At 75.0% G+C, this 15,351-nt stretch carries 15 protein-coding genes and 1 tRNA gene; 8 read left to right on the top strand and 8 right to left on the bottom strand.

Translation table 11 applies throughout. The features are described from left to right. Window positions 1-93: 93 nt before the first annotated feature. The 3 genes from ACZ462_RS07345 to ACZ462_RS07355 are packed head-to-tail and all read left to right on the top strand — an operon-like array spanning window position 94 to window position 4,159. Window positions 94-2,676 carry a phosphoribosyltransferase gene (locus ACZ462_RS07345; RefSeq protein WP_467804999.1) on the top strand — a complete coding sequence of 861 codons (2,583 nt, stop codon included), beginning with the start codon at window positions 94-96 and terminating at the stop codon, window positions 2,674-2,676. Next, on the top strand, window positions 2,673-3,503 hold the full coding sequence (locus ACZ462_RS07350; RefSeq protein ID WP_467804879.1) for an HAD family hydrolase: 831 nt from the start codon (window positions 2,673-2,675) through the stop codon (window positions 3,501-3,503). The genes ACZ462_RS07345 and ACZ462_RS07350 overlap by 4 nt, the downstream gene beginning before the upstream one ends. Further along, window positions 3,500-4,159 carry an O-methyltransferase gene (locus ACZ462_RS07355; RefSeq protein WP_467804878.1) on the top strand — a complete coding sequence of 220 codons (660 nt, stop codon included), beginning with the start codon at window positions 3,500-3,502 and terminating at the stop codon, window positions 4,157-4,159. Before ACZ462_RS07350 ends, ACZ462_RS07355 begins: the two co-directional genes overlap by 4 nt. Window positions 4,160-4,167: 8 nt before the next feature. On the opposite strand, the gene ACZ462_RS07360 is transcribed toward ACZ462_RS07355, so the two are convergent. From ACZ462_RS07360 to ACZ462_RS07370, 3 genes are all read right to left on the bottom strand, one after another. Further along, window positions 4,168-4,371 carry an FmdB family zinc ribbon protein gene (locus ACZ462_RS07360; RefSeq protein WP_179172463.1) on the bottom strand — a complete coding sequence of 68 codons (204 nt, stop codon included), beginning with the start codon at window positions 4,369-4,371 and terminating at the stop codon, window positions 4,168-4,170. A 166-nt stretch (window positions 4,372-4,537) separates the two neighbouring features. After that, window positions 4,538-5,071 (bottom strand): DUF4383 domain-containing protein, encoded by a 534-nt coding sequence (locus ACZ462_RS07365; protein WP_467804997.1) that lies wholly within the window; start codon window positions 5,069-5,071, stop codon window positions 4,538-4,540. 438 nt (window positions 5,072-5,509) lie between these two features. Then, window positions 5,510-6,760, bottom strand: a complete 1,251-nt coding sequence (locus ACZ462_RS07370; protein ID WP_467804876.1) for a hypothetical protein — start codon at window positions 6,758-6,760, stop codon at window positions 5,510-5,512. 104 nt (window positions 6,761-6,864) lie between these two features. Between ACZ462_RS07370 and ACZ462_RS07375 the strand changes: the two genes are divergently transcribed. From ACZ462_RS07375 to ACZ462_RS07390, 4 genes are all read left to right on the top strand, one after another. Continuing rightward, window positions 6,865-6,939, top strand: a tRNA-Val gene (locus tag ACZ462_RS07375). A 652-nt stretch (window positions 6,940-7,591) separates the two neighbouring features. Further along, window positions 7,592-7,885: an Imm32 family immunity protein gene (locus ACZ462_RS07380; RefSeq protein WP_467804874.1), complete on the top strand. Its 294-nt coding sequence runs from the start codon at window positions 7,592-7,594 to the stop codon at window positions 7,883-7,885. Between the two features lie 191 nt (window positions 7,886-8,076). Continuing rightward, a complete protein-coding gene (locus ACZ462_RS07385) occupies window positions 8,077-8,469 on the top strand; it encodes a TRADD-N-associated membrane domain-containing protein (RefSeq protein ID WP_467804872.1) in 393 nt (130 codons plus the stop codon). A gap of 14 nt (window positions 8,470-8,483) precedes the next feature. Then, window positions 8,484-8,711 carry a DUF2277 domain-containing protein gene (locus ACZ462_RS07390; protein ID WP_467804870.1) on the top strand — a complete coding sequence of 76 codons (228 nt, stop codon included), beginning with the start codon at window positions 8,484-8,486 and terminating at the stop codon, window positions 8,709-8,711. Window positions 8,712-8,726: 15 nt separating this feature from the next. On the opposite strand, the gene ACZ462_RS07395 is transcribed toward ACZ462_RS07390, so the two are convergent. From ACZ462_RS07395 to ACZ462_RS07410, 4 genes are all read right to left on the bottom strand, one after another. Continuing rightward, on the bottom strand, window positions 8,727-9,224 hold the full coding sequence (locus ACZ462_RS07395; RefSeq protein ID WP_467804869.1) for a hypothetical protein: 498 nt from the start codon (window positions 9,222-9,224) through the stop codon (window positions 8,727-8,729). 175 nt (window positions 9,225-9,399) lie between these two features. Continuing rightward, window positions 9,400-10,029: a DedA family protein gene (locus ACZ462_RS07400; RefSeq protein WP_467804867.1), complete on the bottom strand. Its 630-nt coding sequence runs from the start codon at window positions 10,027-10,029 to the stop codon at window positions 9,400-9,402. Between the two features lie 132 nt (window positions 10,030-10,161). Continuing rightward, a complete protein-coding gene (locus ACZ462_RS07405; protein WP_467804866.1) occupies window positions 10,162-11,838 on the bottom strand; it encodes an alkaline phosphatase D family protein in 1,677 nt (558 codons plus the stop codon). Between the two features lie 138 nt (window positions 11,839-11,976). Beyond that, window positions 11,977-12,621 (bottom strand): HNH endonuclease family protein, encoded by a 645-nt coding sequence (locus ACZ462_RS07410; protein ID WP_467804996.1) that lies wholly within the window; start codon window positions 12,619-12,621, stop codon window positions 11,977-11,979. Window positions 12,622-13,239: 618 nt separating this feature from the next. On the opposite strand from ACZ462_RS07410, the gene ACZ462_RS07415 reads away from it, so the two are divergent. Then, window positions 13,240-13,833 carry a TMEM165/GDT1 family protein gene (locus tag ACZ462_RS07415; protein WP_467804865.1) on the top strand — a complete coding sequence of 198 codons (594 nt, stop codon included), beginning with the start codon at window positions 13,240-13,242 and terminating at the stop codon, window positions 13,831-13,833. Between the two features lie 182 nt (window positions 13,834-14,015). Here ACZ462_RS07415 and ACZ462_RS07420 read toward each other — a convergent pair whose 3' ends face one another. Continuing rightward, window positions 14,016-14,699: an HAD-IA family hydrolase gene (locus tag ACZ462_RS07420; protein ID WP_467804863.1), complete on the bottom strand. Its 684-nt coding sequence runs from the start codon at window positions 14,697-14,699 to the stop codon at window positions 14,016-14,018. Between the last annotated feature and the right edge of the window lie 652 nt (window positions 14,700-15,351).

Consider the following 15,351-nt stretch of genomic DNA (forward strand, 5'->3'; position numbering starts at 1 on the left):
GAGGGACGGGCGGACCCGGGGCGCGCAACCGGCGCGCACCGGCCGGCAAGGCGGACGGCGTTGACGGCGCCGGCCACGGAGAAAGGCAAGACGATCGACGCGGTGTGGTCGGGAACGTGGGTGGCGGACCGGCTGGGCGTACGCCTGGAAGGAGCCTCCGGCGACCCCGGGGCGCCACGGCTGGACGAACTCCTGGGCCTCGCCCTGCGGCGCAACCCCAAGCGGGCCCACCTGCTCGTCTCGAACATCCTCGGCAAGCACGTCCCCCAGTCCCCGCAGGCCGTCTACGCCGCCGGGCACGGCCTCGGCGAGCGCGTCCGCGCCCTCCTCGACGCCTCCGGCGAGGACCCCGCCGCCGCGGTCGTCCTCGGCTACGCCGAAACCGCCACCGGACTCGGCCACTGCGTCGCCGACGGCCTGGGCGCCGCCCCCTACCTCCACTCCACCCGCCGCCCCGTGCCCGGCGTGGCCGCGGCCGGCGGGTTCGAGGAGAGCCACTCGCACGCCACCTCCCACCTGCTGCTGCCCGAGGACCCGCGGCTGCTCACCGGCAGCGGGCCGCTGGTCCTCGTCGACGACGAGTTCTCCACCGGCAACACGGTCCTCAACACCATCCGGGACCTGCACTCCCGCAACCCGCGCACCCACTACGTGGTCGTCGCCCTCGTCGACGTCCGCTCCCCGGCCGACCGCGAGCGCCTCGCCGCGTTCGCCGCCGAGATCGGCGCACGGGTCGACCTGCTGGCCCTCGCCTCCGGGACGGTGCACCTGCCCGAGGGGGTCCTGGCCCGCGGGCAGGCACTCGTCGCGGAGTACGAGCAGCGGGACGCGGGAGCGGGGGCGGACGCCGGCGCGCCCCGTGGCGCCGGCGGCGAGGCCGATGCGGCCGTGCCCGCCGCCGGCTCCCGCCCGGGCGCCGCGGCCGCCGTACGCGTCCGCCTCGACTGGCCCGCCGCCCTCCCCGACGGCGGCCGCCACGGCTTCACCCCCGCCCACCGCGCCCTGCTGGAGGCGTCCCTGCCGCGGCTCGCCGGGCAGCTCGCCGACGCCCTCGGCCCCCGGCCCGGCCGCGTCCTCGTCCTCGGCAGCGAGGAGCTGATGTACGCGCCGCTGCGCCTCGCCCGCGCCCTGGAGGAGTCCGGCGCCGCCCGCGAGGTCCGCTTCTCCACGACGACCCGCTCGCCCGTCCTCGCCGTCGACGACCCCGGCTACGCGATCCGGACCCGGCTCGTCTTCCCCGCCCACGACACCCCGGCCGACGGGCCCGGCGACCGCTACGCCTACAACGTCGCCGGCGCCGGCTTCGACACCGTCGTCGCCGTCGTCGACAGCCACGGCGACACCGCCGCCCTGCACGCCCCCGACGGGCTCCTCGCCCGCCTCGCCCCGCACGCCGGCCGCGTCCTGCTCGCGGTCGTCCCGGCCCGCCGCCCCGCCGGCGCGGCCGCCACCGCACCCGCCACCGCACCCGCCACCGCACCCGTCACCGCCGCCGACCGGCAGGAGCCGACCATGCCCGAGCCGCTGCGCGGCCCCGCCTTCTCCTCGTACGCCCCCGAGGACGTCGGCTGGCTCCTCCAGGACCTCTCCGGCGTCGCCCTGGAGGCCCCGACCGAGGAGCGCGAGGAGGCCATCCAGGCGGGCGGCGCGCACTACGCGGAGTCCCTGCCGGTGGAGTACCAGCCGTCGCCGCAGTACCAGGAGCTGTACCGCAGCGCGCTCGCCGGCTCCGCCGCCCGCATCGCCCGGGCCGTCGGCACCGTCACCGAGACCGTCCTCGCCGAGCGCTCCCCCTCCCCGGTCCTGGTGTCCCTGGCCCGCGCCGGGACGCCCGTCGGCGTGCTGATGCGCCGCTGGGCCGCCGCCCGGCACGGCCTGGACCTGCCGCACTACGCCGTCTCGATCGTCCGCGGCCGCGGCATCGACGCCAACGCGCTGCGCTGGCTGGCCGCCCGGCACGACCCGGCCGACGTGGTGTTCGTCGACGGCTGGACCGGCAAGGGCGCCATCACCCGCGAACTGGCCGCGGCGCTGCACGCGTACCGGGAGCAGGAGGGCCCGGGCGCGGGCGCGTTCGACGGGGACGTCGTCGTCCTCGCCGACCCCGGCTCGTGCGTGTCCGTGTACGGCACCCGCGAGGACTTCCTCATCCCCTCCGCCTGCCTCAACTCCACCGTCTCCGGCCTGGTCTCGCGTACCGTGCTGCGGGACGACCTGGTCGGGCCCGGCGACTTCCACGGCGCGAAGTTCTACCGCGAGCTCGCCGGGGCCGACGTGTCCGCCGACTTCGTCGACACCGTCGCAGCCCGCTTCGACGAGGTGGCCGACGCCGTCGCCGCCGACGTCAAGGAGCTCCTGGCGGCCGACCGCGCCCCGACCTGGGAGGGCTGGGCGGCCGTGGAGCGGATCAGCGAGGAGTACGGCATCCACGACGTGAACCTGGTCAAGCCCGGCGTCGGCGAGACCACCCGCGTGCTGCTGCGGCGCGTGCCCTGGAAGATCCTGGCCCGGCGCGGCGCCGGAGCGGACCTGGCACACGTACGGCTGCTCGCCGAGCAGCGCGGCGTACCGGTGGAAGAGGTCGACGGGCTGCCCTACACGTGCGTGGGACTCATCCACCCCCGATACACGCGCGGCGCCACCGGCGCCGACGGAAAGGCTGTGGCCTCCAAGTGACCGTCCTGGTAGCCAGCGACCTCGACCGCACCCTCATCTACTCGACGGCGGCGCTCGCCCTCACCATGCCCGACGCGGCGGCCCCCCGCCTGCTGTGCGTCGAGGTCCACGAGAGCCGCCCGCTGTCCTACATGACCGAGGCGGCGGCCGCGCTGCTCGCCGAACTGACCGCCGACCCCGGGGTCGTGTTCGTCCCGACCACCACGCGCACGTGCAAGCAGTACCAGCGCATCCGCCTCCCCGGCCGCCCGGCCCGGTACGCGATCTGCGCGAACGGCGGCCAACTGCTGGTGGACGGCGTACCGGACCGCGACTGGCGGCGGCAGGTCGCGGCCCGCCTCGCCGAGGAGTGCGCCCCGCTGGAGGAGGTGCACGGGCACCTGCTGGCCGCCGCCGACCCGGCCTGGCTGCGCAAGGCCCGTATCGCGGAGGACCTCTTCGCCTACCTCGTCGTCGAGCGCGAACGCGTCCCCGACGAGTGGATCAAGTCGCTGGCCGACTGGGCGGACGCCCGCGGCTGGACGGTCTCCCTCCAGGGCCGCAAGGTGTACGCGGTGCCGCGGCCGCTGACGAAGAGCGCCGCGATGCGGGAAGTGGCCCGCCGCACCGGCGCGACCACCACGCTCGCCGCCGGCGACTCCCTGCTGGACGCCGACCTGCTGCTCGCGGCGGACGCGGCCTGGCGGCCCGGCCACGGCGAACTGGCCGACTGCGGCTGGACGGCGCCGACGGTGACGGCGCTGGCGGAACGCGGAGTCGCGGCCGGTGAGGAGATCGTGCGGGCGTTCACCCGGAAAGCGGCCGGAGCCGCAACACTGGCCCCATGACCAAGGGCAACAGTACGAAGATCACCGACGAGCTGTACCGGTACATGCTCGCCCACAACCCGCCGCTCGACCCGGTCGCCGCGAAGCTGGTGGAGCGGACCTACGCCGAGTTCCCCGACGTGGCCGGCATGCAGTCCGCGGAGGAGCAGGGCCCGCTGCTGGCGTTCCTGGTCCGGCTGACCGGCGCCCGGCACGTCGTGGAGATCGGCACCTTCACCGGCTTCTCCACCCTCGCCATGGCGCAGGCCCTCCCGGAGGGCGGCGTCGTCATCGCCTGCGACGTCTCGGAGGAGTGGACGGCGTACGGGCGGGAGGCCTGGGCGGAGGCCGGCGTCGCCGACCGCATCGACCTGCGGATCGCGCCGGCGCTCGACACGCTCCGGGCGATGCCGCAGGAGCCGCACATCGACCTCGCGTACGTGGACGCCGACAAGGAGGGCCAGATCGCGTACTGGGAGGAACTCGTCCCGCGGATGCGGCAGGGCGGGCTGGTCGTCACCGACAACACCCTCTTCCACGGGAGGGTCGTGGACGAGGCGGCGACGGGCGCGGCGGCGGCCGTGCGCGCCTACAACGACCACGTCGCCGCCGACCCCCGCATGGAGTCCGTGCTCCTGGCGATCTCCGACGGGCTCACGCTCTCGCGCAAGCGCTGACGGACCGGTCAGCAGCAGCCCCCGCCGCCGCAGCAGCCCCCGCCCGACGGCGCGGGGGCGCTGCTCGTGCCGCCGACGGCGACGGCGGAGAGCAGCTTGACGGTGTCGGAGTGCCCGGCGGGGCAGTCGGCGGGAGCGGACGACTCGGCCATGGGACGGCTCACCTCGAAGGTGTCGTCGCAGGTCCGGCAGCGGAATTCGTAACGGGGCATGGGGCAAGGCTACCGATGCCGCGCCGGCGGCGGGAGGCGGCGGCGGGTGGTGGGCAGGGCGGCGGGGCAGCGGGCGGCGGCGGGTGGTGGGCGGCAGGTGGTGGTGGGCGGCGGCGGGTGGTGGGCGGCAGGTGGTGGTGGGCGGCGGCGGGTGGTGGGCGGCGCGCTACAGGCCGTGGCGCGCCTGGAGCCGGGCCCGGGCCCGGTCCTCACGGGCGGCCTGCTCGGGATGGCGGGCCCGCCAGTACGGATTGTCGTGGGGCAGGGCGCTCCCCACCCTCCCGTACATCCCGAACCACATCAGCATCACGCCGACGACGAAGCTGAACAGCACGTTCTGGATCTCGAAGGCGAGGAAGTTCAGCTCGGTGTCCAGCAGCGCCAGGTTCACGAACCCGCTCGCGATGAACGCCAGCCCGAGCGTGATGTTCAACGTCGAGGCGAAGTTCCCGCCGATCACCATCCCCGCGAACAGCAGCAGCCCTACGCAGATCGACAGGACGCTGAGCGCCCCGTTGGTGTTGAGGGAGAGGACGGTGTCGCCGCCGGTGTCGAAGAACCCGATGCGGTCGATCAACCCCAGCACCCCGAACACCACCAGCAACAGCCCCGTCAGCCCTGCACCGACCCGGTAGACGGTGATCAGCTTGTGGTCGGCGGGCAGATGCGCGTCCAGCTGCGCCTCGACCGGATGCGTCATCCGGTGCAGCAGCTTGTGCCCGACCTTGTGGGCCCGCCGCCCGGCGTCCTCGTGGGGCGTGTACGGCGCGTAGTTCTCGTGCGCCTCATGACACCCGTAGGCCGCGTGCGGGGCATACGACTCCTGCACCACAGGAGGAGGCGCGGGCGCCGCCCGACGCGACCCGCGCCGCCCCCGTACGCCCCGCTCCTCACGACCCCTGCTGAACGTATGGGCAGCCATGGCCTGCCCTCCTCTGCTCCGACCTCCCCTCCAGCATCCGCCGCCACCCACCCCCGGACAACCCCACCCGAACCGGCCGGTGCCCGCCGGACATGCGGCCGGTCAGCCGCACACCCGGGTGACCGGCACGCCCACCGGCAGCGCCCCACCCGGCGATCGGCAGTCACATGCGGCCGCAGGGGCCCGCCACCGGCAGCCGCAAGCAAGCACCCGCCCTCAGCCGTCGGCGGCGCCGCGGCGGCCCCGCATGTCGGCGACCACCCGGCCGACCGCCGCCCGGACCTCCTCCATCTCCTGCAGGAAATGCCAGTAGTCCGGGTGCCGCCCCTCAAGCGACGCCACCGCACGGTCGACCCGGGCCACCGACTGGTCCAGCGGACCCGCATGCCGGGGATCCGGCACGCTGCGGCCCTCCATCGCCAGCCGCTGCGCATCCCGGATCGCGAACCGCGTCCGCTGCACCTCCGCCTGCGGGTCCCGGGACACCGCCTCCAGCCGGGTCAGCCGGTCCTGCGCCGCCGACACCGCCTCGTCGGTCGCGTCCAGGGCGGCCCGCACCGCCTCGATCAGCGTCGCGACGTCACCCCACCGCTGCTCCTCGCGGGCCTGCGCCGCCTTCACCAGCTCCCGCTCGGCCCGCCCCACGTCCTGCACCGCCTGCTCCGGCACCTGCTGCAGATCCTGCCAGCACGCCGCCGAAAACCTCCGGCGCAGCTCGCTCAGCACCGGATCCACCCGGTCCGCCCGGTTGCGCAGCGCCTGGGCCCGCGTCCGCAGGCTGACCAGCCGCCGGTCGATCTCCGCCGCCCGCTCCGGCAACCGCTCCAGCTCGGCCCGTATCCCCTCGGCGTCGCGCAGGATCCGGTCCGCCCGCTGCACCGTCTCCTGCACCCCGTGCCGCGCCGCGCCCTGGTTGAGCAGCGTCAGCTCCGGCCCGAGCGCCGCCAGCCGCGCCGCGAACTCGTCCGCCCGCATCCCGCGGGCCCGCACCTCGTCCAGCGCCGTGCTCGCCGCCAGCAGCGCCGCCTTCGCACGCTCCCGCGCCGGCACCACCCGCGCCAACTGCGTCTCCGCCCGGTCCAGCAGCGGCTGGATGCCCTGCGCGAACCGGTCCAGCTCGGCTTTCGCCCGGACGAGCCCGTCGCGGGCCCGCGTCAGCTCGTCCCGCGCCCGCCCCGCCACGGCACCGTCCAGCTCGGGCCGGTCCAGGTCGTGCGCGTCGACCGCCTCGATGTAGACATGGCTGGCCTCGTCGATCCGCCGCCCCAGCGCGGCGAACGCCTCCGCCGCCTGCCGCGCCGCGGGCGAACCGTCACCGGCGGCAATGGTCTCCAGCGAGATCCGCAGATCCCGCTGCGCGGTGTCCAGCTCGTAGAACGCCGCCGCCGCGGCATCCTTCGCCGCCTGGGCATCCGCCCTGCGACTGTCTCCCCGCCCGCCGAACCACCGCCGGGATGCCGTCGTCACAATCCCTCTCCCGTACCGCCGCCGCCAAGCCCCGCTCCATTCTCCCCCAGCGAACGGGTTTGCGTGGGGGGTGCGCCCGCCATGTAGGCTGTCGGCTCGTCCACGGGTGCGTAGCTCAGGGGTAGAGCGCTGCTCTTACAAAGCAGATGTCGGCGGTTCGAAACCGTCCGCGCCCACCAGTAGGTAGATGGACAGAGGCCCAGGTCACCGGTACTGAACCGGGAGCCTGGGCCTTGTCCGTCCCCCGGCCGGGAGGCGCCGAAGAGCCCCGTGCCACTTGCGTGCCGCATGCCTTGTCGGGCTCGGCTGGCCGGACATCCCCGATCTGCTCGTCTGCGAGGCGGCGACGGCGCGGTCACCACCATGTAGACCCGAGCAGCGGATCAGTGCGCAGACGCCACCTGCGTGAGCAACTGGGAGTGTGTTTCCCGGGCTTCTGCCACACTCTGCCCATGCAGCGCTGCGGTGGGATCACCCGACGAGGGCAAGTCTGCCGAAACGCGGCCGGGTGGGGCGGGTTCTGTCATCTGCATGGTGGGGATGGACGTGGCCGAGCGCCGAGGCTTCGCGTTCAGGCTGTGCGTCACGAACAGGGGCGACTTTCTCGGCGCAGAGGTTGGCTGTGGAGACTGTGGTGGGTCCTCGTGAGCTGGTTCGAGTGGCTCCGTGGCCGAGCCGCTCGGCGGTGAGACGACTTGAGCCGGCCTGAGGGCGGTAGGGCAGTCGGCGGTGAACTTCGCGCTTTGGAGGGGGCAGGGCAGCGGTTTTACGCGTGCCCCGCACGCTCGTGAGACTGGGTGGGCAGCTGGTTGGGGCGGTCATGATGGGGGCATGACTTCGGGAAACGGTTCGGTTCCGGTTGAAAGCACGCACGTTGCCGTGGCCGGCAGTGGGGGTGCAGCGCTCGTCTTTTCATGGGATGCCGACGCGCGGATCGAGGTTCGGGGGCTCGGGAGCGAGGTCGTCATCGAGGCGAATGCCGCCGGGCTGCGGACGCTTGCCAGGCATCTTCTGGTGCTCGCCGGCGACGGTGTCCACGACGGGGCGCACCTGCACCTCGAGGATGGCAACGGGTTGGAGAGCGGCTCGGTCGGCCTGGTGCTGGAGCGCGGCTGCAAGGAGTGAGCGGCCGGGGCATCCGTTCGTTCGGTGTGGGGGTGGTGGGGTTGTTCGGGGAGAGGTTGGAGCGGTGGCGGGGGGTTGAGCGGGAGCGGCTGCTTGCCGGGATGGGGGAGCGGGAGGGGGAGCCGGATGGCAAGTATGCGGATGTGGGGGCCGTGCCGCGTGGGCGGCGGGGGGACGGGGATTTCACGTCCGTGCTGGTGGAGTACTACGCCTACGGGCTGGCGCAGGCGCGGAGCAGTTTCGTGACCAGCCAGTGGTTCGCCGGGGCGGGGGGCGCGATCCTGCTGTTGGGGGTGGCGCTCGCCGTGTGGCGGGCCGAGACGTCCGGGGATCTGTACCTCGGCGTCGTCACCTGCTCCGTCGGGGTGGTCGTCACGCTGATCGGGCAGCTCTTCCACCGGCGGGCCGACATCGCGCTGCGGCACATGGCCGCGCAGACCGCCTCGCTGCGGGAGGACCGGCGGGCGGCTGCAGCCGTGCAGCAGGCGGTCGGGCTGCTCGACGAGGTCGCGGACCCCGAGGTGCGGGCGCGGCTCCAGGCCGCCCTGATCGTGAAGTTGTCCGGAGCGGAACTGCCGCGGTAGCGGATAGTGGGGGTATGTGCCGTTCCATTAAGACGCTGCGACCGCCTGCCATCCCCGAGACGGCGACCGAGGAGGAGATCCGCGCCGCCGCCCTACAGTACGTGCGGAAGGTGTCCGGCTTCCGGGCGCCCGCCGCGCACAACCGGGAGGTCTTCGACGCCGCCGTGGACGCCGTCGCCGAGGCGACCCGGGACCTGCTCGGCGGGCTGAAGGTGCGGGGGGCCGCGGCGCCGGCCGCGTAGCGGCCCCGCCGGCCGTCAGGTGGTGCGGGTGCGGCGGCGCAGGACCCAGACGCCCGCGCCGAGGGCGCTCGCGGCCAGGGTGCCGCCGACGGCGATCAGGGCGGGGTTGGCGCCGCCGATGCTGCCGCCGGTGCCGCCGCGGGCCGCGCCCGGGGTGACCTGGAGGGACACGGTGATCCGGGAGCCGTCGCCGCAGTCGAAGGTGACCGAGTGCGCGCCGGTGGAGGCGTTGCCGTAGACGGTGGCGGCCCCGAAGAGGGCGGTGCTGTCGCCCGTCGCCGGGGCGAGGCGGGCGTCGCCGAAGGCGGTGGACGTCGCCCTGGCCGCCCGGGTCGCGCAGCCGCGGAGCGTCAGGCTGACCCGGCTGCCGGGGGCGGCACTGGTCGGGGAGACCGTCGCGGTCGGGGAGGTGGCGTACGGGGCTGCGGTGACGGGAGTGGCGGTCGTGGCGGCCACGGCGAGCGTCGCGGCCGCGAGGCCCAGCAGGCGGCGGTTCGGCAGCTTGACGGTCATGGAGAGAACTCCTCGGGGCTCCTCGAAACGGCGCGACCCCGCCACGGTTGTGACGCGGTTCGGCTGTGCGCCTCTCTGCGACGCTAGGAGGCCCCGCCGGGTACGGCGATCCGACCCGGGTGAATGGGTGAGCCGGTGCGCCGTCCGGGGGACGGGTGCGTGCCGGCCGCTGCCGTTACACCGCCGGCGATCCCGCGGGCGCCGGGCGGCGGATGACGAAGCCCGCCAGGGCCCCGGCGGCGAACAGGGCGAGCACCGACACGGCGGTGCCGAGCCAGGCCGCGCCCAGCCACTGCGTGCCGAAGTAGCCCAGGGCGACGCTGTAGCCCGCCCAGGCCATGCCGGCCAGGGCCGACCACGGCAGGAACTCCGTGGCCTTGCGGTGGGCCTTGCCGGCGCCGAGGGAGACCACCGAGCGGCCGGCGGGCGCGAACCGGGCGATCACGACGAGGGCGCCGCCGCCCCGGGCCAGCGCCATACCGAGGCGCTCCTGGGCGAGCGTCAGCCTGCGGGAGCGGGCGATGGCCCGCTCCAGCCGGCCGCCGCCGCGCCGCGCCACCCGGAACGCCGCCATGTCACCCAGCACCGAGGACGTCGCGGCGATCACCAGGAGCGCCGCGATGTCCGGCACCTGCTCCGGCACGGGCACCGGCCCGGCCGCGCCGGCGGCCGCCGCGGCCGCAGCCGCCGTGATCACCAGGACGCCGCTCGGCAGCACCGGAAGGAACACGTCCAGCACGACGGACAAGGCCACCACGGCGTAGATCCACGGGCTCGTGGTCAGCGACCCCAGCGTCTCAAACAAGCGGGACTCCCCAGTCCGGTTGACGTGCGACGGCGTATGGCGCCGCGACGTCGCGGGGGAGCGGCAGGGGCGGCTTGACAGCCATACAGCGTACGCCCGGCACCCGCCCGTCCGACGCCCGGGTCCCGGCCCTCAACCACCCGGCGCGAGCCGCCGGTCCAGCACGGTGACCAGCCGCGCCGCACGCCGACTGCCGCGGCCGCCCCGTCGGCGGCGCGCCTGTTCGAGGCGCAGCCGCGCCTCCCGGCCCGAAAGCGCCAGCGTCATCAGCTGGTTGCCGAACCACGGCCCGCCCGTACGCCGCCAGGCCAGCGGCGGCCGGCCCGTCCGCCCGTGCCGGGACAGGACCCGGCCCAGCCGGCGGCCCAGCCGCGACCAGCCCAGCAGGAAGCCCCACTTGACGACCCCCGGCACCGAGTTGTGCACCGGCGAGCACGTCAGCTGGAACACCCGCGCCCCGGTGGGTATGCGCGGCTCCGCCACGTACGCGTGGTGGACGTCCCCTGACAGGACCGCCACGGTCGCCGGAGCCCGCGGGCCCGTCCCCACCTCCTCGATCAGAGCACCCAGCGCGGCGAACGAGCCGGGGAACGCCGCCCAGTGCTCCAGGTCGGCCAGCCGCCGCAGCCGCTCGCCGACCCGCGCCCAGCGCGGCCCCCGCTCCCCGCGGCACAGGGCGGCGTCCCACACCTCGGCGTCGTGGATCAGGGGCGGTACCAGCCACGGCAGCGACGAGCCGATCAACAGGTGGTCGAAGCCGCCGTGGCCGGCGAGGGCGTTCTCCCGCAGCCACTGCTCCTCGGCCGGAGCGAGCATGGCCCGCCGGTCCTCCGCGAGGACCCGGGCGGCCCGGGTGTCCACCATCAGCAGCCGGGTCCGGCCGAAGTCGCGGCGGTAGCTCCAGCGCACGGCCGCCGGGCCGGAGTCGGCCGCGGAGGCGAAGGCGCGCAGCGCCTCCGTCCCGTCCGGGGAGGAGCACACCGCCCCGTACAAGGGGTCGGCGGCCAGCTCGGCCGGGGAGAGGTTGCCGAGGTGCTGGTACACCCAGTACGACATCAGCCCGCTGAGGATGCGCTCCCGCCACCACGGCTTCTCCCGCATCTCCGCGAGCCAGGCCGCGCTGGTGTTCCAGTCGTCGATGACGTCGTGGTCGTCGAACATGTGGAGGCTGGGCACGGTGGACAGCAGCCAGCGGATCTCCGGGTCCCGCCACGATTCGTCGTACAGCCGCGTGTACTCCTCGTAGTCCGCGACCTGCGCGCCGGGCGGGTCCCGCAGGTCGCGGCGGGCCGCGAGCCACCGGCGCGTCGCCTCGGACGGCTGGTCGGCGTACACCTGGTCCCCGAGGAGCAGCAGGACGTCCGGCCGGGGCTCCTCCGGGTGGTCGGCGAGCCGCGCGGCGAGGGCGTCCAGCGCGTCCGGGCCGTGCGCCCCGTGCCGGTCGGCCGACGGTGCCGCGTGCCGGCACGAGCCGAACGTGATGCGCACGTCCGGGGCGGGCCGGCCGGGGCCGGCGACCGCGGGTGTCGTGATCGTGCTGGGCGGGAAGCGGCCGCCGGGCTCCGGCCACACGCGGATGCCGTCGAGCAGGACCTCGTACGCCGTGGTGGTGCCCGGGGCCAGGCCGGACACCGGCACGAGCGCGTAGTGGTGCCCCGCTACCTGGAACGTGCGCGCGGAGCCTCCCGCGCCGTCGGCACAGCGCACCTCGGCAGAGCACGGGCGGTCGGCCTCGACCCACAGGGTGGCCGAGCCGCCCGTCTCCCAGTCGACGTGGCGCAACAGCGGACCCAGGCGCAGCGCGGCCATCGAATTCCCCCTCCTGAAGACCCTGCGATCACGGTACGACGGGGAGGGGCCGGCGGGCCTCCCCCTGGCGGGGGAAAAGGCCCTCCGGGCCGGCCGGGGCCGCGGACGTCCGGGGCCCCGGGGCGGCCGGCCGGGTCGTCAGCAGGCGCTCAGCTCGTTGACCAGGGCCGCCTTCTCCGCGGAGTCCATGTCCAGGCCCCAGTACTGCTTCACGTGGACCCACATGCGGGCGTAGGTGCAGCGGTAGGACGTGCGGGACGGCATCCAGTCGGAGGGGTCCTTGTCGCCCTTGGCCTGGTTGACGTGGTCGGTGACCGCGATGAGCTGCGGGCGGGTGAGGTCGTTCGCGAACTGCTGGCGCTGGGAGGTGGTCCAGGAGGACGCCCCGGAACGCCAGGCCTCGGCCAGCGGGACGACGTGGTCGATGTCGATGTCGGAGGCGGCGGTCCAGGTGGCACCGTCGTACTCGGAGAACCAGGAGCCGCGGACGGAGGCGCAGGAGGAGTCGGTGACGACGCCGGAGCCGTCCCGCTTGAGGACCGTCTCGCGGGTGTTGCAGGTGCCCGAGACGGTGCTCCAGTGGGGGAACAGGGAGCGGCTGTAGCCGGTGAGGGAGCCTTCGGCGCGGGGCGTGACGGTGGCAAGGTAGGCGCGGGCGGAGGACGCGCTGATGGGGGTGGGCGGGGCGGCGTGCGCGGCGGGGGCGCTGACGAGGGACACGAGGGATGCGAGCGCGGCGGATGACGCGAGCACGCCAATACGACGCGCGTAGACGGCGGATATGCGGGCCGAAAGGGCCATGGGAGAACTCCCTGGAGTGGGGGGTGTGGCGGCCGGAGGGCCCCGCGAGAGGGGGCCCGCGGCCAGGGTGGCGATGCCGGATTGCGTGGCGGCGGGCGCAAGGTTACCGGCTTGCGACATGTGCACGTCAGGCTTGGGGGAGGGCAACTTCCGGGGATTAAGCGGATGTTGGGGTTCCGGGAAGCCGGCCGGGAGGCCGCGCTCTCGAAGCCGGCGGGGAGGCGCGGACTGCCGGCGCGGGGGCGCCCCCGGGTCGAACCCCTCGGGGCGCCCCCCGGCCCGGCCTCCCCCGGCCGCCCGCCCCGCCCCGCGACCGCACCGTCGCGTATCCTGGGCGGAGCAGAAGGGGAGTAGCTCTTCGCCGGACCGTCGACATACTGCTGGGTCACCCAGCCGGCGCCCGGAGGCAGGCCGCACACCGCGGCCGGCCAGCGAGACCTTCGGCCGCAGTGCCCTGTCCGCGTTCACCGCACCCGTGCACCACCACGGGCGCACCGAACACCGTCAGGGCGCCGCCGAGCCGAAGCGACCCCTGACGGAGCACTCCAGGTCCCTCGGAACGGCGGCGCCCGCCCGCCCACCGATCGAGGTCCCCACCCCGTGTCCAGCACCGACTTCAGCATCGCCGTCACGGCCATCGCCTTCGGCGTCGTCTTCCTCGCCGAACTGCCCGACAAGACCGCCCTCGCCGGCCTCGTCCTCGGCACCCGCTACCGCGCCTCGTACGTCTTCGCCGGAGTCGCCGCTGCCTTCGCCGTGCACGTCGCGCTCGCCATCGCCGCAGGCAGCGTCCTCACGCTGCTCCCGCACCGGCTCGTCCAGGCCGTCGTCGGCGTCCTCTTCCTCGCCGGCGCGGCGATGCTGCTGCTGAAGAAGGACGACGGGGAGGAAGACGTCAAGCCACCCGCCGACCAGTCCTTCTGGAAGGTCTCCGGTGCCGGCTTCATGCTGATCCTCGTCGCCGAGTTCGGCGACCTCACCCAGATCATGACCGCCAACCTCGCCGCCCGCTACGACAACCCGCTCTCCGTCGGCATCGGTGCCGTTCTGGCCCTGTGGGCCGTCGCCGGCATCGGCATCCTCGGCGGCCGGACCCTCATGAAGTACGTCCCCCTCCGCCTCATCACGAAGATCGCGGCCGCCGTGATGACCGCCCTGGGCGGGTTCTCCCTGTACGAGGCCGTCGTCGGCTGAGCGGGCGCACGCCGCCGCGGGCGGGGGCCGGGGGTGCCGGGTACCGCCGGGATTCCTGCTTCCGCCCCGGCGTACGCGGGCTGCTGCGGGCACGGCGCACGGCACGGGCGGAAGCCCCACGACCGTGGCCGCCGCCCTCCTGGGGTCGGCGCCGTCTCGGCGCGGTGCCGCCGTGCGCCAGGTCAGGCGGCGGGGGTGAGCGTGAGGCGGATCGAGCCGTCGGGCGCCGCGGCCACCTCGACGGACGCCAGGTCGGCGACGTGCACCGTGGGGCCGTGCTCGGCGGCGCGCGGGCCGATGCCGATGACGCGCATGCCGGCAGCCCTGCCCGCGGCTATGCCGGCGGCGGAGTCCTCGAAGACGACGCAGTCGGCGGGGTCCACCCCCAGCTCCGCCGCGCCCTTCAGGAAGCCCTCCGGATGCGGCTTGCTAGCCTCGACGCACTCGGCGGTGACCCGCACCTCGGGCAGCGGCAGCTCGGCGGCTCCCATCCGGGCCGAGGCCAGGGCAGCGTCGGCGGAGGTGACCAGGGCGTGCGGCAGCCCGGCGATCGCCCGCATGAACTCCGGAGCCCCGCCGATGGGGACGACGCCGTCGGTGTCGGCCGTCTCGCGGGCCAGCATCACCGCGTTCTCGTCGTGGTTGGCCTCCATCGGGCGGTCGGGCAGGAGGATCGCCATGGTGGCGTAGCCCTGGCGGCCGTGGACCACCTTGAGGGCCTCCTCCGGATCCAGGCCGTGCGAGACCGCCCACTCCCGCCAGCAGCGCTCGACCACCGCGTCCGAGTTGACCAGGGTGCCGTCCATGTCCAGGAGCAGGGCCTTGGCGGTGAGGACGACGGGGGCGGTGGTGGTGCTGGCCGGCATCGGCGTGGCTCCAGACGGGGCGGGAGAAAAGAAACAAGCGGTTCCGTCCACCGGTCAGGGAATGCGGACGGAACCACTTTGTTCCTACACGATACAAAACCTGGGGCCAGGTCGCCACTCGCCCCCCGGACCGGACGAAACCACGGCTCGGGGCGGCACGCGCCAAGGGACTGGCGCGGGTGAACCTGCCTCGCGGCGAGAGGTCGGACCAAGGCGGGGCGAAGCGGAAATCGTGCAGGGCGGAGGCGTCGCGATGGCGGGGTGGCGGGCCGCGGCCGGAAGTGCCTGTCGGGGGGAGGGGCCGAGCACGGTGGAGGGGCGGCCGGACCGGCGGCGCGGGTGGAGCGTGCGGTCGGTGGCGTCCGGGGGCGAGGCGAGCCCGGCGAGGGGCGTGGAGGGGCCGGGTAGAGAGGCTGGGCGGGTGGAGTGGAGCCGTGCGGCGCGCCGGGCTGGGCGGCTTCCGGACGGGGTCCCCGGCTCCCGGCGGGCGGTGAGCGGACACGGGCGCCGGGCTGCCGCGGCGCGTGTGGAGGCGGCCCGGCAGGCCCGGGCGGTTCGCGGGCAGGCGCCCGCCCGCACAAGCGGCCGCCGCGGCGCGCTGCCGGGGCTGCCGCGTGGTGCGCCGGCCGCGGCGCTGGGGTGGGGCGCCGTA

The organism is Streptomyces sp. NPDC031121 (assembly GCF_055570615.1).